Raw genomic sequence first — 19,509 nt, forward strand, 5'->3', positions numbered from 1 at the left:
CCCAAAAAACAAATAATTTATTTTTTCCAATCTCCATTTATAATTTTTCTATAATTTTCCGGATCAGTATCTCCTTCTGTATTAATTAAAAGAATAACAGAATTTTCATCTATTTTCATTTTTTTCTTCATCTCTTCCATAGAAGGTTCTGTCAAAACTCCAAGTAACGCACCCATTGTTGAAGCACCTGATTCTCCAGAAATAATTTTTAAATCTTCTCCTTTATTAAAAGCATAGGCTCTCATTCCATCAACTGCCATTTCATCAGAACCGGAAATATAAAAATCAGTATAATTCCATATAATTGGCCAGATAAGACTACAAGTTGTTCCGCAATTCAATCCTGCCATAATAGTCGTTGGTGCTCCTCCTACAGAATAAGATTTCCCATCGCCTATCTCAGCAGAACGATAAATACAATCGGCAACATTTGATTCAACAATAGTAAATATAGGTTTGTTATTTTTATAATGTTCTACAAAATATGCAATCATTCCTCCAGCCATTGAACCTACTCCTGCCTGTAAAAAAATATGTGTAGGAATTACATTTAAATTTTCTAACTCTTCAGTAATTTCATAAGCCATTGTGAGATACCCTTGAATAATCCATGTCGGAATTTTCTCATATCCATCCCAAGAAGTATCTTGAATTAATATCCAACCATACTTTTTACTCATTTCTAAAGCATATTTAACAGTATCATCATAACTTAAATCTGTAATCTCTACTTTTGCAGGACCAACTTTTCGAATTGCTTCTGCTCGAACTTCTGCTGTTCCATAAGGCATATAGACATGGGCTTTACATCCAAATAATCCTGAAGCCCAAGACACTCCCCTACCATGATTTCCATCAGTACATGTTACAAACTCAATCTGTTCAAGTCTTTTTTTATATTTATCAGATAACAAATCATTTAAACTAGTAGTATCCGGATTAAGATTTAATTCATCACATAAAATTCTAAACATTGCATAACTTCCACCTAGCCCTTTAAATGCATTTAGTGAAAAACGCTTTGATTCATCTTTTACGTAGATTGCACCAATATTCAGCTTTGAAGACAAATTAGGAAGACAAGCGAGTGGAGTTTTCTTATATTCCTCAATCTGTTTATGAAATTTTAATACTGCTTTCGCCTGCTCTTCACCATATAATTTAATATCTAATTCCTTTTTAGTATTTGAACTTTCAAGAACTTTTATCTTTTCAAATTTACCATTCATTGTAAAATAACTCCTTTTTTGTCAAAACATGCCATATAGTTTTGTTTTCAAAACCACATTTTAAATATAAATTTTCAGGATTACTTTTATTATTTATTTTCCCAGAAACAGTAACAAAATCTGCTTTTTTCTTTAATCTATACAATAATTCATTTACAATAACTGTTCCAAATCCTTTTTTTCTATAATCTTTTGAAACTTGAATCCAATCCAAATACCCCTCTTTTATTTCATCATCAAATTCAGCAATTCCTGTAGCAACTATTTTTTTATTATATTTATCAAAAATACAAATCCACAATTCCTCATCATATACTATACGATCTTTATAAGACTCTAATTCTTTAATTGTTATTCCCTCATCATAACAACTATTTATATGAATGGCAAATTCTTCAATACTACATTTGTAAAAAATAAAATTCTCAGGAAGATTACATAAAATAATATTATTTAAGTTGTGAACTAATTTAAAATAAATATCATCATTAAAATCTTTTAATAGCTCTTTTGAAAAATACTTATCATTAATTATTTTCATATTATCTGGAACTTTGAATTTTTTACTTTTCCAGTATGACAAAGCAGAGTGTTCAGTTGGGTTTTCTAAATATTTTTTCTCACTCATTTTACCTCCTATAAAAATATTAATGTATACATAGTATTATTCCTATTCTTATACCTTCTCAATCTCCACAACCACTTCACAATGTGCTGTTTTACTGAACATATCACATAGTTTTACTTTCTTTAATTCAAATCCACCTTCTATAAAAAGTTTTAAATCTCTTGTAAGTGTCGCTCCGTTGCAACTTACATATACAACTTTTCTAATATTACTTTTGATAATAGTATCTACAACTTTTTTATCAAGTCCTTTTCGTGGAGGATCTACAGAAATTATGTCTATATTTTTATTTTTTAAGATTTCATCAATCTTTTCTTCACTTTTTCCATATAGAAACTCAACATTATTCACATCATTTAGTTTTAAATTTTCTTTAGCGTCTTTTACTGCATCTTTTACAACTTCTACACCAATCACTTTTTTAAAATTTTCTGCAAAATATATACTTGTTGTTCCTATTCCAGAATATAAATCTAATAAGTTTTTATCTTTATTTTCTCCTAAAAAATCTTTTGCTATATTATATAAATTTTCAGTTTGAAATCTATTTACTTGAAAAAAACTCTTTGGAGAAATATTAAATTCATATTTTCCTATTTTATCAGTAAAATTTTTCTTAAAAAATATTAATTTACTTTCTTGTCCCATAATTATACTTGCTTTTTTAGGGTTAATATTTATATGTCCACTTACTAATTTCTCATATTCACTTAAACTTTTTACAAAATTTTCAACTTCTACTGTATCTTTTTTAACAACAACTGTAATCATAATTTCAGAATTGAAATTTGACCTTATGCTGATATTTTTCAAAATTCCTTCGTCTGTATTTACATCATAGGATTTAATTTTAAATTCTTTTAATTTTGCTTGTAAAAATGGTAAAAATTCATTTATACTCTCATCACTTAATGGACAATTTTCAAGTTTTATTTTGCTTTCCCCATTATCCACACAGTAACAAAGTTCAAAATTTTCATTTGTCTTTAATTCAATTTTATTTCTATAATTTAAGTTATTTTTATTATCTAAAATTTCTACACCTTCTAATTCTATACCTGTATTTTTTCTAAGGCTATCTAAAAACATCTTTTTCTTTAATTCAAGTTCTTTTTCATATTTTAGATTTATAAAATGATAGATATCTGTTAGTTTTTCATCATATAGATTTTCTCTGTATTCACTATATTTCAAATATTTTTTAACATATCCGTTAGAAAATTTTTTCTTCTTTTGAGTTATTTCAACATCTACAATATCTCCAACAAGTCCACCTTTTACAAAAACTACTCCCTCTTCACTTTTTGCAACTCCAAGTCCCTCATTGGTATTGTCAATTATTTCTAAATTTCTTAATTCCATTATTTTCCTCTTTGTCTTGTAATTTCATATAAACCAAGTTTTGTAAATCCGTGAAAATTCCAAATCTTATTGTCAAAAATTTGTATTTCTTTAATTTTTTCTTCCAAAATTTCTTTTTCTTTTGTTTTCATATTTATAAAATCTACAATTATTATTCCCGAAATATCCCTAAAAGAAATCTGTCTAATAATTTCATCAATTGCAATTAAATTTACAGATAATGCATTCTTACTTTTATTTATTTCATTTGTTTTTTTCTTTGAATTTACATCTATTACTGTAAGTGCTTCCGTTTTTTCTATAACTATATTTATATCTTCAACTTCAACTATTTTTTTATTTAATCCCTCTAGATATACTCCGATATTATAATCATATTTTGGAGAATATTCTTCATCATACATCAATTCATTTTTCAAAAATTTATTATCTTTAAAACTCTTGTATAACTCTTTATCATTTAATATACAGGAATATTTTTCATTTTCAAATAAAAAGTCCTCCAAAAAATTCTCCTTTTTGTAGATTAATTTAGGAACCGGTAAATTATTTAAACTATCCACTATTTCTTGCATTTTTTCTACATTTTTTCTTATATCATTCAATAAAGCGTCTTCATCACAATCGACACTTTTTGTTCTCAATTTTACTGAAAAATTTGATTTTATATTTTTTATTTTTACTAAATCAAAGTTATGTTCTTTTAATTTTTTTGAAATCAAAATATCTTCTCTATTTTTGTAAGATATAACTGAAAACATTGAAGAAATTGAAAAATTCATCGAAACATTAGGTGCTTTTTCTCCTGCATTTATTTTATAAATTTCAACAAATATAACATCTCCAACTTTTACTTCACCGATAGTATCTTTAAAGTCTAAAAATCCATTTTTCCCATTTTTAAGTTCTACAAAAAAGCATTGTAATGCATCAACTTTTTTTACAACTCGTACTCTGTATATATCTCCAATTTCAAAATCACTAAATGTTTTTACAAAATAGGAGTTTAATTTTGAATTTAAAACTTTTCCATATTCAATTTTTTCTTCATTTTTATATATAAATAAATAATCTTTCAAAACTTTCTCCTATTCAACATATTCAAAATTATTCTTTTTATATAGAATTTTTTTCAACAACCCACAAAAATACACACAAAAAATATAATTAAGCTGTGCAAGGTTATAATTATATTCTAAAATTAAATTTCTATCTTCTCTTATATTTATCTCTTCACTTAAATTTTTCAATTTTTTAAAAATCTTATTAAATTGATAATAATAAAAACTTTGATGTATCACTAAAATAGCAATACTAACTAAAAACATAATATTAAAAAATAATTTAATCATAAAAACTCCATAAAAAAAGAACTTGGTTAATCCAAGTTCTATTTTACCATAAATTTAGCTATAAGTTAACTACCTTCTACATATATCCCATTCCAGGATTCATTCCGCCAGGCATTTGTCCCATTGGTTCATCTTTAGTTACATCAGCAACAGCAGCTTCTGTTGTTAAAACCATTGATGCAACACTTGATGCATTTTGAAGTGCTGATCTAGTAACTTTTGTAGGATCAACAATTCCATTTTCAAGCATATTTACATATTTTTCACTTAAAGCATCAAAACCAATTCCAACTTCAGCATTCTTAACATTTTCAACGATAACTGAACCTTCTAAACCTGCATTTATTGCAATTTGTCTAACTGGTTCTTCAAGTGCTTTAACAATTATATTAACACCTGTTCTTTCGTCTCCATTAGTTCCTTCAAGAAGTGCTTTAACTTTTGGAATTACATTTAGCAATACAGTTCCACCTCCAGGAACAATACCTTCTTCTACTGCTGCTCTTGTAGCTGCAAGTGCATCTTCTATTCTTAACTTTCTTTCTTTAAGTTCTGTTTCAGTAGCTGCACCAACTTGAATTACTGCAACTCCTCCAGCAAGTTTAGCAAGTCTTTCTTGTAATTTATCTCTATCATATTCAGAATCGCTTATTTCTATTTGATTTCTAATTAAAGCAACTCTTTCTTCTATAGCTGATTGTTCACCTGCTCCATTTACGATAACAGTAAGTTCTTTTCCAACAGTTACCCTTCTTGCTTTACCTAACATTTCAATAGAAGTTTCTTTTAATTCATATCCTAAATCTTCTGAAATAACTGTACCACCTGTTAAAATTGCAATATCTTGTAGCATATCTTTTCTTCTATCACCAAAAGCAGGTGCTTTTACAGCTACACAGTTAAATGTTCCTCTTAATTTATTAACAACAAGAGTTGCCATTGCTTCGCCTTCTACATCGTCAGCAATAATTAAAAGTGGTTTTCCTTGTTGAACAATTTGTTCTAATACAGGTAAAACTTCTTGAATATTAGTAATCTTTTTATCAGTAATTAAAATATATGGATCTTCAAGTTCAGCTTCCATTTTTTCAGTATTAGTTACCATATAAGGAGAAACATATCCTCTATCAAATTGCATACCTTCAACAACTTCTAAAGTTGTTCCCATACTTCTAGATTCTTCAACAGTGATAACACCGTCTTTTCCAACTTTTTCCATTGCATCAGAAATTAATTTTCCAACTTCTTCATCAGCTGCAGAAATTGATGCTACTTGAGCAATACTTTCTTTTGTTTCAACAGGTTTTGAAAATTCTTTAATTCCTTCAACAGCTTTATCAACTGCTTTTTTAATTCCCTTTTGAATAATCATTGGATTTGCTCCTGCTGCAACATTCTTTAAACCTTCTCTGATAATTGCTTGTGCTAAAAGTGTTGCTGTAGTTGTACCATCACCTGCAACATCATTTGTCTTAGTTGCAACTTCTTTAACAAGTTGAGCTCCCATATTTTCATAAGGATCTTCCAATTCAATTTCTCTTGCAATAGTAACACCGTCATTTGTAATAAGTGGTGAACCGAATTTTTTATCTAAAACTACATTTCTTCCTTTAGGTCCAAGTGTAACTTTAACTGTATTTGAAAGTTTATTAATACCAGCTTCCATTCCTTTTCTTGCTTCTTCATTAAATTTAATTTCTTTAGCCATTTAAAAACCTCCTAATCTTCAACAACTGCTAAAACATCAGCAATTTTTACAACAATATATTCTTTTTTATCAAGTTTAACTTCAGTTCCTGCATATTTTGAGAAAATTATTTTATCTCCAACTTTAATTAAATCTTTCTTATCTTCATCTTTTAAAATTTCATCACCAATTGCCAAAACTTTAGCAACACTTGGTGCCTCTTTTGCAGAAGTAGGAAGAACTATACCTGAACTTGTCTTTTCTTCTACCTCAACCATTTCTATAACTAATTTATCTCCTATTGGTTTTAATTTCATAATATCCCTCCTATTAAAGTTATTAGCAGTCTATTAACTTGAGTGCTAATTGATTACAAATATATTATACCACATAAAACATAATTTATAAACATTTTTATAAAAAAATTTTTTTAATTAGAAAATTTTATTTAAAATAAACTTGTTTATTCAAAAAAAAATCACTCAATACAGATTTTACTCTATAATTGAGTGATTTTAAATTTAGAAAATTTATTAAATTATAAAACTAATTATTTTTATTTTCCTTTTCCTCATTCTTTTCTTCAGATTTTACTGGTTTATCTGTTTTTGTTTTTTCTACATCCTTATTATCATCAACTTTTTTATCTTCAGTCTTTGGAACAGAGTTATTTTTTTCTGCAGATTTTTCTTCAACTATTTTTTCTTTAGATTCTTCACTATTTTTTTTAGTTATTTTATTTTTCTCTTCTTCATAACCTGAATAATCTTTTGTATCTTCTTCATCCACATAATCTTCATTATCTTTTTTGGCTTTTTTTGGTGCTTCTGGTAGTTTCTTTTTATATCTAATTTGTCCATTTACTTTTTCAAAATCAGCTAAACTAAATGTTAAAGTCTCATCATTTATATAAACATAAGCAATATCACCTATAATATAAGCATCCGTTTCATCTTCAAGATTATAAACTTTTCTAAGATACTTTAATACTTCCTCTTTATCAACTGTTATTTTAGACTCAATTTCTGCATTTGGATTTTGAATTATATATTTTAAAGCAGCTACTATTTCTCTGGCGGTACATTCACCATATTGACCAGCTTTTGCATTTTGAATAATTTGTTTTATAGTTATTGCATGGTAGTGACCTCCATGTAACCAATAAAATATTCCTTTTGTAACTCCATTAGATCCATAAACTGGTAATGTTGTATTTAAATCTCCATAATGTCTCATTGCTCTAAGATTACTATCAAGATATGGAATTACTTTATCTTTTATTTCTGCTTTTACACTTTCATAAGTAAATAATTCATTTTCATCTACACCAATATCTGAGTGATCGCTTCCTTCTTTAATATATTCAGCATCAGGATAACGGCTTCTAGGATTTTCGTGAACTACTCCGACCTCTTTATCTCCAACATATAAATGCCAATGATCTCCATGATCTATAATTTTTGTAACCCCTTTTGGCCATTCAAATGGTTTATTTGAATTTTCTCCATGATTTCCTTGATATTCTCCAAATTCAGCTTCTGGATAAAGTGATCTTGGATTAGTATAAGTGATTCCTTCATTTCCTTTTGAATCATAAATATGATAATGATCTCCATGTTTTAAAATTTTTACTATATTATATCTGTCAACAGGATCTTTTCCCAAAACATTTACTATATTTAAATTCTTTCTAGCTTCATATAATTTTTCACTAGCACTTGGAACATTTGGTCTTTCATTTTCAGTATTATCTTGTGAATCTCCATGATTTCCTTGATACTCTCCGACTTCTGCATCAGGATATTTTGAAGTAGGATCAGTATAACTAATATATTCTTTACCACTTGCAGTATAGATATGCCAATGATCTCCATGTTTTAAAATTTTTACAACTCTATCTTTTTTCTCTTCAATAATATTTGCATGTGAATAGTTATTTGAATTTCTCCTATTTCTGTGTGAACCATGTGAACCCACATAAGTTCCTACAGTAATATTTGGAAACATACTTGATGGATTTTCATAAGTTAAATATTCATTCCCATCAGCTGTATAAACATGCCAATGATCTCCATGTTTTAATATTGATGTTACATTTAATCCTCTTAACTTACTCTTTGAAACAACGCTAACAAGAGAAAGTGAATTTCCATCTCCTAATTTTGAAGGGTCTGTATAAGTGATATGTTCTTTACCATCTTTAGTAAACACATGCCAGTGATCCCCGTGCTTATAAGATCTTACAATATCACTCTTTTTTATTTCAGCATCAATTAAAACTTCTGTAGTTTCATCTTTTTTATAATTTGTCTCTTTTTCAACAAATTCAAAATTTTTACTAGAAGTTTTTTCCTTTTCTTCCTGTTTTTTTGAACAACTTGCAAGTAAAACTGCACTACAAACTAAAATCAAGTTCATTTTATAAATTTTATTCTTTAAATTTTTACTCATATTTCCCTCCTATTCATTAAAAGATTTAACCAAAGCATTTAAATTTAATTCCATTAATTTTAAATATCCCATTTCAATTTCTTCGTCTGTCAAATTTTCCATTGTATATAAAGTATCTGTTTTTGTATTTGTGTTTTTAGCAAGAGTTTCAGCAACTTTTGGAGTTGCCTTTCCTTCAAAGAAAATTGTATTTATCTTGTATTTCTTAACAAAGTCTGCAATTTTTTGAAGTTGCTTTGCTGATGGTTCATCTTCCGGTGATATACCTGTTACTGCAACTTGTTTTAAGCCATAATCATTTGCTAAATAGTTAAAAGCAGCATGACTTACAACAAAATATTTTTGTTTACTCTTAACCTTTGAAAGCTCTGTTTCAAATTTTTTGTCTAAAGCTCTAAATTCATCTTGTGCTTTTTTTAGATTTTCTTTGTAATAGGCTTCATTTTCAGGATCTATAGAAGAAACTTTTTTATAAATAGTATCAAGTTGAATAATTGCATTTTTTACGCTAAGCCAAGTATGTGGATTTGTTTTATCATGCTCATGTTTATCTTCTTTTTCATCACCATGATCATGTTCTTCTTCCAATCCATCTCCACTTTCAAGCAAAGTCAATCCTTGTGATAGATTTAAGAACTTATTTTTATCCTTAACAGTATCTTCAATAGCAGAAATAAAAGACTCCATATTTGCACCATTATAAATAATCAAGTCTGCTTTTATAATTTCTTGCATATCTCCAGCTTTAAGTTCAAAGGAATGAGGCTCTTGATTCCCTTTTATTATTGTTTTAACCTCCATTTTATCCCCAACAATTCTCTTTGTAAGATCTGTTACTGGAAAAAATGTTGTATAAATAACTTTCTTATTTTCTTTTTGCTCTGTAGTTTTTTGCTCTTTATTATTTTCATCCTTACTAGATGAACAAGCAACTAAAAACATACAGCTAATCATCATAATTGAAATAATTTTTTTCAATCTTTTATTCATAAATAATCCCCCTTAAATTTTCTTTAATGCAAATAATTCTTATTTGTGTTAATATTATACTACTAATTTTTTACTTTTTCAATAGTTAAAATCAAAATTTTTACAAAAAAAATACTTAATTGAAAAATCAATTAAGTATTTTTTATATTTTATAAATCATCTAAATCATCATCTATTACACTTGATTTTGAATAAGCTGAAGGTTTTGCTTCAAAGAAATCTGTCTTTATTGCATTTGGATCTGAATACTCACTAACCCATTTCATACTTTCTGGTTCTTCATCATAACCATCATAAAGTTTACCAAAGTTTAAAGCAGTACTTCTTAAGTTTCCAAGATATTTTATATAATCTTCAACCATTTGCATTGTAAGTCCAGGAATATTTTCTCCCAACACGTATTTTCCCCAAGCAATTTCTTGTTCTACACCTGTTTTAATCATATCTTTATATACAGCAACTTTTTCTTCTGTAAATAATTCCGGTTCTTCATTTTGTAATTCTAAAAGCATTTTTTTGAATAACCAAAGATGTGTATTTTCATCTCTATTTATATATCTGATTTCTTGTACAGATCCAGGCATTTTTCCATTTCTTCCTAAATTATAGAAGAACATAAATCCTGAATAGAAGTAAACTCCTTCAAGAATATAATTTGCAACCATTGTCTTTACTAGACTGTATGGATCTTTATTTTCTTGAAACTCATTATATAAGTCTCCAATGAATTTATTTCTTGCAAGTAGATGTTCGTCATCTCTCCATTGATATAGAATATTTGTTCTTTCTTCAGGAGAACATATACTATCTAACATATATCCATAACTTTGTGAATGGATAGCTTCTTGATAAGCTTGGATAGTAAGACAAAGGTTGATTTCATTTGCTGTTATATACTCTCCAATATATGGAAGATTTGCAGTTTGAATACTGTCTAAAAATATTAGAAAACTTAAAACTTTATCAAAAGCAGTTTTTTCATATTCATCTAATATTTTATAATCTTTTAAATCTTGAAATAAATTTATTTCTTCCGGAATCCAGAAATTATTCATGGCATTTCTGTACCATTCTGTTGTCCAAGTATATTTTACATTGTTAAAATCATTTAAATTTGTAGTATTTCCATTTATCATTTTTCTTTTTGACAATTCTATATCTCCATTTTCATTAAATAGAGCTTTTTTATTTAATTCCATAATATCTCCTTCCTATGCAGAACAACTATCGCATTCTTCAATATCTAAACTCTTACTTCTTATATAATAAATACTCTTTAAACCAACTTCACAAGATAAAATCAAAAGATTTAAAATTTGACTCATCTTATAATCTGTTGTGATATAAAGATTTAAACTTTGTCCTTGATCAATATGTCTTTGTCTAACTCCACCAGCTTTTATAGACCAAGTTTGATCTACTTCATGAGCATTTTCATAAAGCCAAAATGTTTCAGGAGTTAAATCAGGAGCAACTCTCGGAATAATTGAACCTTTTTTCTCTTCAAGGAAATATCTCATCATAACAGGATCTACTCCAGCTGTAGTTCCTGCGATAATAGAAGTTGAACCTGTCGGAGCAACAGCTAAAAGATAAGCATTTCTAAGTCCGTTTTTAGCAACTTTTTCTTTAAGTTCAATCCATTCTTTAGAATTATATTCTCTTTTTTCAAAATATTTTCCGTTTTGCCATTCTGAACCTTCAAAATATTTATAGCTTCCTTTTTCTTCGGCAATCTTTGAACTTTCTTTAATAGCAAAATAATTTATTTTTTCATAAACCTTATCCATAAATTCTAGATGTTCTTCAGTTTGCCACATAATTTTATTTTTTACAAGAGCATGATGATATCCACTTGTTCCAAGACCAATTGCTCTATATTTTGAATTTGTTATTTTAGCAAAAGGTGTTGGGTAGTAGTTTAAATCAATTACATTATCCAATGCTCTTATCATTGTAGAAACTACAAATTCCATTTCTTCATCATTTTTTAGATCAATATTTCCAAGAACTAAACTTGCAAGATTACAAACTACAAAATCTCCAGCTTTAACATCAGTTACAACATGATCTTCTCCATCTATTTGTAAAATTTTATCTTCAACATCTAAAATTTCTTTCATATTTTGCATTATTTCAGTACAAAGATTTGAAGAGTAAATCATTCCCTTATGTGAATTTGGATTTGCATTATTTGCATTATCTCTATTAAAAATAAAAGGTGTGCCAGTTTCAACTTGACTCTTTAAAATTAATTTAACTAAATCTTTTACAGTTAAAACTCTTTTATCAAGTCTTGGCTCTTTAATACAAAGTCTGTATTTTTCTTCCCACTCTTCTCCATAAAAATCTTCCAAGCAGAATCCCATTACATCTTTTACTTCATGTGGACAGAATAAATACCAATTAGAATTTATATTTTCCTTTGCTAAACGCCAGAATAAATTAGGGAAACAAATTGCAGGGAAAACATCATGAGCTTTCATTCTGTCATCACCATTATTAGTTCTAAGATTTAAAAACTCGGGAATATCTCTATGCCAAACATCTAAATAAACAGCACAAGAGCCTTGTCTAACCCCTAGTTGATCAACTGCAACTGCTGTATCATTAGCAAGTTTTATCCATCTGATAACTCCACCTGCAACACCTTTAAATCCACGAATATCAGAACCACTTGCACGAACCTTTCCAAAATATAGTCCCATTCCACCACCATGTTTTGAAACTTGAGCAAAATTATCTATACTTCTATAAATTCCTTTTAAAGTATCAGGAACTGTATCTATGAAACAAGAAGAAAGTTGATGGAATGGCTTTCTCGCATTTGACATTGTAGGAGTTGCAACAGTTGCCTTTAAATTACTAAGAACGTCATAAACTTTTTTAGCAAAAGAAACTCTATCTTTTTCAGGAATTGCGAGATGCATAGCAATACCCATAAACATTTCTTGCATTGTTTCAATTACTTTTTTATGTGAATCACAAATTAAATATCTCTTATATACTAAATCTAAAGATGAATAAGTAAATAACTCATCTCTACTGTCATCTATATACTTTTCAAGCTCATCAATATCATCACTTGAATAGTTTTCTAATATATATTCCCCATATAAATTAGCTTTTGTCAAAGCTTGTATCTTTGATTTAAAATCGACAATATGCCATTCTTTCTCATAATTTGAAATCTCTTTATGAATTTTATAAGCATAAATTCTAGCAGAAATATATTCCCAATTTGGATTTTCTTTCGAAGTCAATTCAGAAGATGCCTTTATTAAAAGCTCAACTTTTTCGTTCAAAGTAGAACTTGGTTTAACAAAAGACAAGAACTTTCTACATAATCTGTCAAGCTCATAACCTTCTGTTGAAAAATCTTTTTGAATTTTTGCAAGCACTTCAATTAAAGATTCATCTTCAATATATTCTCTAAAAGAATTTAATTCCTTTCTTAAAGAATTTCTTTTTTCTCTATATAAAATATAGCTTTTTAAAGTTTCATAATGATTATTCTTAGTTAAAGTTTTTTCAACATAATCTTGAATTTCTTCAACACTTATACTTGAATTTTCATCCTTATTTTGTAAAATATTTTCAAAAACCTCTTGTGCCAATTGTTTTGAAAGTACCTTTTTATCTTCATCACCAACACTAATAAATGCTTTATAAATTGCATTTTCTATTTTAGAAATATCAAATGATACCTCTGATAAATCTCTCTTTATAATCCTCAATAAAATCACCTCCGCAAATTTATACCCATTATAAAACAAAATATATATAGAAATCAAGTTTTATTTTTTACTATATATAGTATGTTTTGTAGTATTTTTAAAAATATTTTGGTGGATATAAAAATATTACTATTAGTAGTAAAAAAATTTTTTAATTTTTTTATAAAATATATATAAAATAGAAAAATATGATATAATATTTGTAACGATAAAAAATTTTTATGAAAGGAAAATTATGAGACTTAGAAAAAAATGGTGGGCAGTTCCTGAAATGAAAGAAAATGCTCAAGTAATATTCAATGCAGAAAACTTAAAAGGAAAATGGAACGAAGAATTTAAAAATAACAATCCTATAAATCTTGAACTTGGTTGTGGAAAAGGAAAATTTATAAGCGAAATTGCTGATATTAACAAGGACATTAATTACTGTATATTGGACTTGGACACAAATGCAATTGTATATGCAACAAGAAAAATTAGGGATTTAGAATTGTTAAATGTTCGAGCAATTCCTACAAATATAGAAAAAATAGATGAGATATTTAACGAAAACTCTATATCTAGAATTTACATAAATTTCTGTAATCCTTGGCCAAAGAAAAGACATCATAAAAGAAGACTTACTCATCCTAATTTTTTAGCAAAATACAATAAATTACTTGTAGAAGAGGGAGAAATACATTTTAAAACTGATGATGATGATTTATTCGAAGCAAGTTTGGAATACTTTAATGAAAACGGATTTGAAGTAATACTAATTACATATGACTTAGCGAACTTTGAATATCCAAAAAACATAGAAACAGAATACGAAAATAAATTCAAATCATTAGGAATAAAAATAAAATTCTTAATAGCCAAGAAGAAATAAGAGCTTTGTCTTCCGAACGTCTCTCAACACGTCATCTTGAACGTAGTTGAGTAAAGTGAAACGAAGTTAATCTAGCTCTAACTTTGTTTACTTGTAAACAATAGTAATTTTGAGAGAATAATTGTGTAATAGTGAAATAATTCACGTCTTTTTACTATTCAAAGAATATCTTCCCCAACACGTCATCTCGAGCGAAGTCGAGAGATCTCCTAAAGCCCCATATGATTGAATTTTGAAAATTTTAATTAAAAACAACAAAAAGACAACAATTCAAACAAATTGTTGTCTTTTTAATTTATACCTATCTCAATTATAAAGTTTTTAATTTTTCAATTAAGTCTTCAAAACTTCCCTTTTCACAATTTATTTCACAATCTGGAGCTGAATTAAGATTATCTGTTACCAAATAACAATTCATTCCGATAGAACTAGCAGCAAAAATATCCTCTCTTTCATCATTACCAATCATTAAACAGTCCTTTGGCTCAACATCAAATTTTTCACATAAATCTAAATAATACTTTGGGTTTGGCTTTGAAAAAGAACTATTACTATAATGAGTAACATAATCAAAGTCATCAACATCAAGTCCTGTCCATTTCAATCTAACTAAGGCATCCTCAGGAAAGACTGGATTAGTAGCAAGAATCACCTTTCTCCTATTCTTCTTTGCAAGTTCAACAGCAACCTTTGCCAAACTATTTTCAGTTGAAGACCTCTTAACCTTATTAAAAAATTGATTAGCATAAAAATCCGCTAACAATCCCTTAACATTTGATACGTCTGCATCTATGACACTTTCAAACCTATCCCAAAAAACTTCTTCATTAGTCTTCTTTCCATCATTCTTAATCATATCACCTGTCGCAGTCCAAATTGTTTCAACAAGTTTTTTACTATCAATATTATAATCAGAAAATACTTTTGACAATTCTGTAAAATAAATATCAACAAATAATTTTTCATCCAAAGGAAGCAAAGTTCCATCCAAATCAAATAATATAGCTTTCATTTTTCCTCCTTAAATATTACTAATTACACCAAAATTTATGTAAAAAATAACATTAATTTAAAACTTAAAATCTTTTAAGTAATACATATATTATAACGACTTGTATAATAATTTGCAAATAAAATTGGATATATTGATATTTCTAAATTAAAAAATATTACTTTTCTTCAAGTCCTAAAAAATAAGTATTATTTTCTGTAAAAGTAACTACATGTATATTACTCTTAACTTTATTTTTTTCGTCTTCGGAACTATTAGTATGTCTTACACAACAATCAAAAAATAATTCAATAACAATTTCTTTGTCTTCATTTCCATGTTTGTAAATTATTAATTCTACATCCCTTTTTAAAATCTCTTCATATATACTATCCATCCACCAAGCATCTGTCTTCCCTAATGACATACCATATATTATAAATAATTCCGCTTCTGTAAAATAAGATTTATATTTAATATCATATTGAGCCCAGTAAGATTTAACTAATCTTTTTTCTTTAGATTTCCCTTTATCATAATTCTCCAAATCAATTCCAAAAAGAATTGACCTAGGAATATCTTGAACTCCATGAGGATGGATGATATCATATATTAGATATGATGATAAAGATGTTGTAGTATAATAACAATTCAATTTATATTTAAGTTGATAATTTCTATCTGCTTCCGTATAGCAATGTGGATCGAACTGATGTTTATCTAAATAAATATAATTATCTAAGAGTGAAGTATAATTAAAATTAAAAAATAAAAAATAATATAAGTTATAGTGCCAATTACCTTTTATAAATTTCAGGTCCTCAATATCTTGCAAATCCATTAAAAATTTTTCGAAAGATTGTATTGCAAGATTATTATTACTCACACCTTTATTTACTTCTAGTAAAGTATTAGCATCAACTAATTCATTTAAGAATCTTGTAAATAGTTCCTGAAATTTATCAATGCAACTTTCAATTTCAGTAATACTATTATTCCCTTTAATATCTAATTCACTAATGGTATTTTCAAAATCACTCCAATTTTTTTTACCTTCTTCTTTATCTTCCTTCATTTTTTTATATAATATATTATTTTCATCTACCAAATTAAAATATGTTATATAATCAAAAAAATCTGAATAACTAGTTGTTTTTCCTTCCATTCTTCCTTTTTTGTATTTCATTAATACAGATATATCAAATCCATTTCCTACCAATACAAGTATATTATGCTGTTTTTTAAATTTTTTAAGTGAATTTCCATAATAGTTTTCATGATATTTTTTAAACATACAATTGCACTCCCATACTAAATTTATATTTTTTATGATAATATTATTATTCAGCATCAAATTTCTTCGGTTCATAAATTTTATAATATTTTCCTTTGTATTTTATTATATTTTCCTGCTTTTCATATTCATTTGTAGCTGAAATTTTTACTTCTGCTTCGTATAGGTCGGATTTTATTAATAGCTTTCCTTTTTGGTCATATAATTCAATTTTTTTGTCTCTCATTTTAGAGATATTTTTTATTTCACTCTTTAATATTTCTTCGAGATGAGATTTTTCTTTTAGTTCTTTAAAATCACTTACTCCGTTTTCAATCACGATTGTATATGAAATGTTATAAATATTTTTTGTAGTTTCATGAGTATCAAGACTCTTTATTTCAAAAAGTAATATTATTACTATAGAAACTAAACTTATCATGTGTTTTATTTTTTCAGATTTCTTTGATATTATGATGAAAAAAATGTCTTCTAACAAAGCCAAAACCCATACAAATAATGCTATAACTACCAAATCAACAATAAAAAAGAGTATAATTACTAAAGCGGCAATAACAAAATGAAATAATCCATAATATTTCAAAATCTTTTCAGGATTTTTCATTTTAGGATTTCTCATTAAAATATTATATGCTTCAGAAACATACTCTTTATTTCTAATCTTATAGAACATAAGTCCTATATACATATATCTTGTCAAAATTAAAACCATTAAACCATAAATAAATAAGCATCTCATAGTTATTCTCCTAGTAATCTTAATAATTTACAACTCAAGATGATTATAACAAATTAAACTAATATATTCAACAATTTAATGAAAATATTTTCATAAAAAATAGCGAAGTTTTTCTTCGCTATTCTTTATAATTTTTTATTAATTAAAATAATTCTTTTTTTATTTTGTCATAAACTGCATCAACTGTAAATCCAAATTTTTCAAATAATAGATTTGCAGGTGCTGATGCTCCAAATGTATCAAGACCTATTGAAATTCCATCTAATCCAACATATTTACCCCAGCCAAATGTTGATAGAGCTTCTATGCTAACTCTCTTTCTGATGTTATTAGGTAATACTCTTTCTTTATATTCTTTACTTTGCTTTTCAAATTCTTCCATACATGGCATTGATACAAGTCTTGTGCAAATATTTTCTTCTAAAAGTTTTTCACAAACTTTGTAAGCCAAGCCAACTTCTGAACCTGATGCAATAATAATCACTTCAAAGTCTTTCCCAAAGTCTTTTAGGACATATCCACCTTTTAGAGATTCTGCTGAAGTTTCTTCTAAATTAGTCAATTTTTGTCTTGTAAGTGCTAAACAGCTTGGAGTTTTTCTATTCTTTAATGCAGATATCCAGGCATAAGCTGTTTCTTTTGCATCACAAGGTCTATACATTGAAACATTTGGTGTAGATCTGAACATTGCCAAATGTTCAATTGGTTCATGAGTAGGTCCGTCTTCTCCAACTCCAATGCTATCATGAGTTAAAACATAGATAACGCCTTGATTCATAAGTGCAGAAAGTCTTACAGCAGGTTTTAAATAATCACTGAAAACAAAGAATGTTGCACAATATGGTAAAAGTCCTCCATGTAATGAAATCCCGTTACAGATTGCAGCCATTGCATGTTCTCTTACTCCAAAGTGAATATTTTTACCGCTTCTGTTTTCAGGTGAATAGTAGTCAAATTCTTTCATTGTTGATTTATTTGATGGTCCTAAGTCTGCTGATCCTCCAAAAAGATTTGGTAGTAGTTTAGAAAATCTGTTAAGAACAATTCCACTTGATTCTCTTGAAGCCATATCCTTATCAAATTCAATAATCGAAGGGTCATTTAAGATTTCTTCGTCAATTTCTTCTTTCATAAATTTTCTGAATAAATCATACTTTTCAGGATATTTAACTTTGTATTCTCCAAGTAGTTTTTCCCAATCATCAACAAAAGTATTCTTTTTTTCAACTACTTCTTTCATATATTTTTTAACTTCTTTAGGAACGTAAAAACTTTCTTCACATTCCCAACCAATATTTTTCTTAAATGTTGGAATATTATCTTCTCCCAATGGTTCTCCATGTGCTGAAGCACTTCCCTCTTTAGTTGAACCATATCCGATTTTTGTCTTTATTTCTATTAATGAAGGTTTATCAGTTAGCTTTGCTCTTTCTATTGCTTCTTTAATTTCATTGATATTATTACCATCTGTAACAAAATAAGTATCCCAACCTAGAGCTTCATATCTAGCTCTTACATTTTCGCCAAAAGCAGTTGAAGTATCTCCTTCAATCGTTATATTATTGCTATCGTATAAAACTATAAGTTTTCCTAATTTTAATGTACCTGCAAGTGAAGATGCTTCATTGCTGATACCTTCCATAAGACAACCGTCTCCAACGATTGAGTAAGTATAGTGATCTACTATTTTACAATCATCAGTATTAAAAATTGAAGCTAAATGACTTTCAGCTAATGCCATACCAACAGCCATTGAAACACCTTGTCCAAGTGGACCTGTTGTAGCGTCTATTCCTGCAGTATGTCCATATTCAGGATGTCCCGGAGTCAAACTGTCAATTTGTCTAAAATTCTTTATATCTTCAATACTAACACCATAATCGAATAGATGAAGTAATGAATATAAAAGCATAGAACCATGTCCTGCTGATAAAATAAATCTATCTCTGTCAAACCAATTTGGATTTTTAGGAGAAATCTTCATACAATCATTAAATAAAGTAAATGCCATTGGTGATGCTCCAAGTGGAAGTCCGGGATGTCCTGACTTTGCTTTTTGAATAGCATCAGCACTTAATGTTCTCATAGTATTAATACATAAATTCTTAATTTCCATATCATTCCCTCACTTAAATATATTATTTTTTTAAATAAACTTAACGAACTTATTATATCAAT

16 protein-coding genes are annotated in these 19,509 nt (G+C 27.5%); 1 reads left to right on the plus strand and 15 read right to left on the minus strand.

What is annotated here, in order from left to right; all coding sequences use genetic code 11:
* Window positions 1-17: 17 nt before the first annotated feature.
* From WFJ11_RS04560 to WFJ11_RS04610, 11 genes are all read right to left on the minus strand, one after another.
* On the minus strand, window positions 18-1,229 hold the full coding sequence (locus tag WFJ11_RS04560) for a diaminopropionate ammonia-lyase (protein WP_293441113.1): 1,212 nt from the start codon (window positions 1,227-1,229) through the stop codon (window positions 18-20).
* Window positions 1,219-1,857 carry a GNAT family N-acetyltransferase gene (locus tag WFJ11_RS04565; protein ID WP_293441115.1) on the minus strand — a complete coding sequence of 213 codons (639 nt, stop codon included), beginning with the start codon at window positions 1,855-1,857 and terminating at the stop codon, window positions 1,219-1,221. Before WFJ11_RS04565 ends, WFJ11_RS04560 begins: the two co-directional genes overlap by 11 nt.
* A 48-nt stretch (window positions 1,858-1,905) precedes the next feature.
* Window positions 1,906-3,219 (minus strand): 23S rRNA (uracil(1939)-C(5))-methyltransferase RlmD, encoded by a 1,314-nt coding sequence (gene rlmD, locus WFJ11_RS04570; protein ID WP_338816973.1) that lies wholly within the window; start codon window positions 3,217-3,219, stop codon window positions 1,906-1,908.
* Window positions 3,219-4,298, minus strand: coding sequence for a ribonuclease E/G (locus WFJ11_RS04575; RefSeq protein WP_338816974.1), 1,080 nt, complete (start codon window positions 4,296-4,298; stop codon window positions 3,219-3,221). Before WFJ11_RS04575 ends, rlmD begins: the two co-directional genes overlap by 1 nt.
* Window positions 4,299-4,307: 9 nt before the next feature.
* The gene (locus WFJ11_RS04580; RefSeq protein ID WP_338816975.1) at window positions 4,308-4,571 is read right to left on the minus strand and encodes a hypothetical protein; all 264 of its coding nucleotides are present in this window, start codon (window positions 4,569-4,571) and stop codon (window positions 4,308-4,310) included.
* A 76-nt stretch (window positions 4,572-4,647) separates the two neighbouring features.
* Window positions 4,648-6,279 (minus strand): chaperonin GroEL, encoded by a 1,632-nt coding sequence (gene groL / locus WFJ11_RS04585; RefSeq protein ID WP_150263056.1) that lies wholly within the window; start codon window positions 6,277-6,279, stop codon window positions 4,648-4,650.
* A gap of 11 nt (window positions 6,280-6,290) precedes the next feature.
* A complete protein-coding gene (locus WFJ11_RS04590) occupies window positions 6,291-6,575 on the minus strand; it encodes a co-chaperone GroES (RefSeq protein WP_004833192.1) in 285 nt (94 codons plus the stop codon).
* A gap of 229 nt (window positions 6,576-6,804) precedes the next feature.
* Window positions 6,805-8,709: a hypothetical protein gene (locus WFJ11_RS04595; RefSeq protein ID WP_338816976.1), complete on the minus strand. Its 1,905-nt coding sequence runs from the start codon at window positions 8,707-8,709 to the stop codon at window positions 6,805-6,807.
* A gap of 9 nt (window positions 8,710-8,718) precedes the next feature.
* A complete protein-coding gene (locus tag WFJ11_RS04600) occupies window positions 8,719-9,699 on the minus strand; it encodes a metal ABC transporter solute-binding protein, Zn/Mn family (RefSeq protein ID WP_313960659.1) in 981 nt (326 codons plus the stop codon).
* 149 nt (window positions 9,700-9,848) lie between these two features.
* Window positions 9,849-10,898, minus strand: coding sequence for a ribonucleotide-diphosphate reductase subunit beta (locus WFJ11_RS04605; protein ID WP_009372573.1), 1,050 nt, complete (start codon window positions 10,896-10,898; stop codon window positions 9,849-9,851).
* 12 nt (window positions 10,899-10,910) lie between these two features.
* On the minus strand, window positions 10,911-13,436 hold the full coding sequence (locus WFJ11_RS04610) for a ribonucleoside-diphosphate reductase subunit alpha (RefSeq protein ID WP_313960658.1): 2,526 nt from the start codon (window positions 13,434-13,436) through the stop codon (window positions 10,911-10,913).
* 235 nt (window positions 13,437-13,671) lie between these two features.
* Here WFJ11_RS04610 and trmB point away from each other — a divergent pair, with 235 nt between their 5' ends.
* A complete protein-coding gene (trmB, locus tag WFJ11_RS04615) occupies window positions 13,672-14,307 on the plus strand; it encodes a tRNA (guanosine(46)-N7)-methyltransferase TrmB (RefSeq protein WP_009372383.1) in 636 nt (211 codons plus the stop codon).
* A gap of 310 nt (window positions 14,308-14,617) precedes the next feature.
* Here the strand turns inward: trmB and WFJ11_RS04620 are convergent, their stop codons facing one another.
* The 4 genes from WFJ11_RS04620 to tkt all read right to left on the minus strand — a co-directional run bounded on the left by WFJ11_RS04620 (window position 14,618) and on the right by tkt (window position 19,447).
* Complete coding sequence (locus WFJ11_RS04620; protein WP_338816978.1) at window positions 14,618-15,319, minus strand: HAD family hydrolase; 702 nt, start codon at window positions 15,317-15,319, stop codon at window positions 14,618-14,620.
* Window positions 15,320-15,476: 157 nt separating this feature from the next.
* Window positions 15,477-16,592: an AbiH family protein gene (locus WFJ11_RS04625; protein ID WP_338816979.1), complete on the minus strand. Its 1,116-nt coding sequence runs from the start codon at window positions 16,590-16,592 to the stop codon at window positions 15,477-15,479.
* Window positions 16,593-16,638: 46 nt separating this feature from the next.
* On the minus strand, window positions 16,639-17,331 hold the full coding sequence (locus WFJ11_RS04630; RefSeq protein ID WP_338816980.1) for a hypothetical protein: 693 nt from the start codon (window positions 17,329-17,331) through the stop codon (window positions 16,639-16,641).
* A 142-nt stretch (window positions 17,332-17,473) separates the two neighbouring features.
* On the minus strand, window positions 17,474-19,447 hold the full coding sequence (gene tkt / locus WFJ11_RS04635) for a transketolase (RefSeq protein WP_338816981.1): 1,974 nt from the start codon (window positions 19,445-19,447) through the stop codon (window positions 17,474-17,476).
* Window positions 19,448-19,509 lie beyond the last annotated feature (62 nt).

Source organism: Parvimonas micra (genome assembly GCF_037482165.1).
In the GTDB taxonomy this organism is placed as follows: domain Bacteria; phylum Bacillota; class Clostridia; order Tissierellales; family Peptoniphilaceae; genus Parvimonas.

Coding starts and splice junctions, on each gene's coding strand:
- WFJ11_RS04560 (WP_293441113.1), bottom strand. CDS start 1,229: ATGAATGGTAAATTTGAAAAGATAAAAGTTCTTGAAAGTTCAAATACT.
- WFJ11_RS04565 (WP_293441115.1), bottom strand. CDS start 1,857: ATGAGTGAGAAAAAATATTTAGAAAACCCAACTGAACACTCTGCTTTG.
- rlmD (WP_338816973.1), bottom strand. CDS start 3,219: ATGGAATTAAGAAATTTAGAAATAATTGACAATACCAATGAGGGACTT.
- WFJ11_RS04580 (WP_338816975.1), bottom strand. CDS start 4,571: ATGATTAAATTATTTTTTAATATTATGTTTTTAGTTAGTATTGCTATT.
- groL (WP_150263056.1), bottom strand. CDS start 6,279: ATGGCTAAAGAAATTAAATTTAATGAAGAAGCAAGAAAAGGAATGGAA.
- WFJ11_RS04590 (WP_004833192.1), bottom strand. CDS start 6,575: ATGAAATTAAAACCAATAGGAGATAAATTAGTTATAGAAATGGTTGAG.
- WFJ11_RS04595 (WP_338816976.1), bottom strand. CDS start 8,709: ATGAGTAAAAATTTAAAGAATAAAATTTATAAAATGAACTTGATTTTA.
- WFJ11_RS04600 (WP_313960659.1), bottom strand. CDS start 9,699: ATGAATAAAAGATTGAAAAAAATTATTTCAATTATGATGATTAGCTGT.
- WFJ11_RS04605 (WP_009372573.1), bottom strand. CDS start 10,898: ATGGAATTAAATAAAAAAGCTCTATTTAATGAAAATGGAGATATAGAA.
- trmB (WP_009372383.1), top strand. CDS start 13,672: ATGAGACTTAGAAAAAAATGGTGGGCAGTTCCTGAAATGAAAGAAAAT.
- WFJ11_RS04620 (WP_338816978.1), bottom strand. CDS start 15,319: ATGAAAGCTATATTATTTGATTTGGATGGAACTTTGCTTCCTTTGGAT.
- WFJ11_RS04625 (WP_338816979.1), bottom strand. CDS start 16,592: ATGTTTAAAAAATATCATGAAAACTATTATGGAAATTCACTTAAAAAA.
- WFJ11_RS04630 (WP_338816980.1), bottom strand. CDS start 17,331: ATGAGATGCTTATTTATTTATGGTTTAATGGTTTTAATTTTGACAAGA.
- tkt (WP_338816981.1), bottom strand. CDS start 19,447: ATGGAAATTAAGAATTTATGTATTAATACTATGAGAACATTAAGTGCT.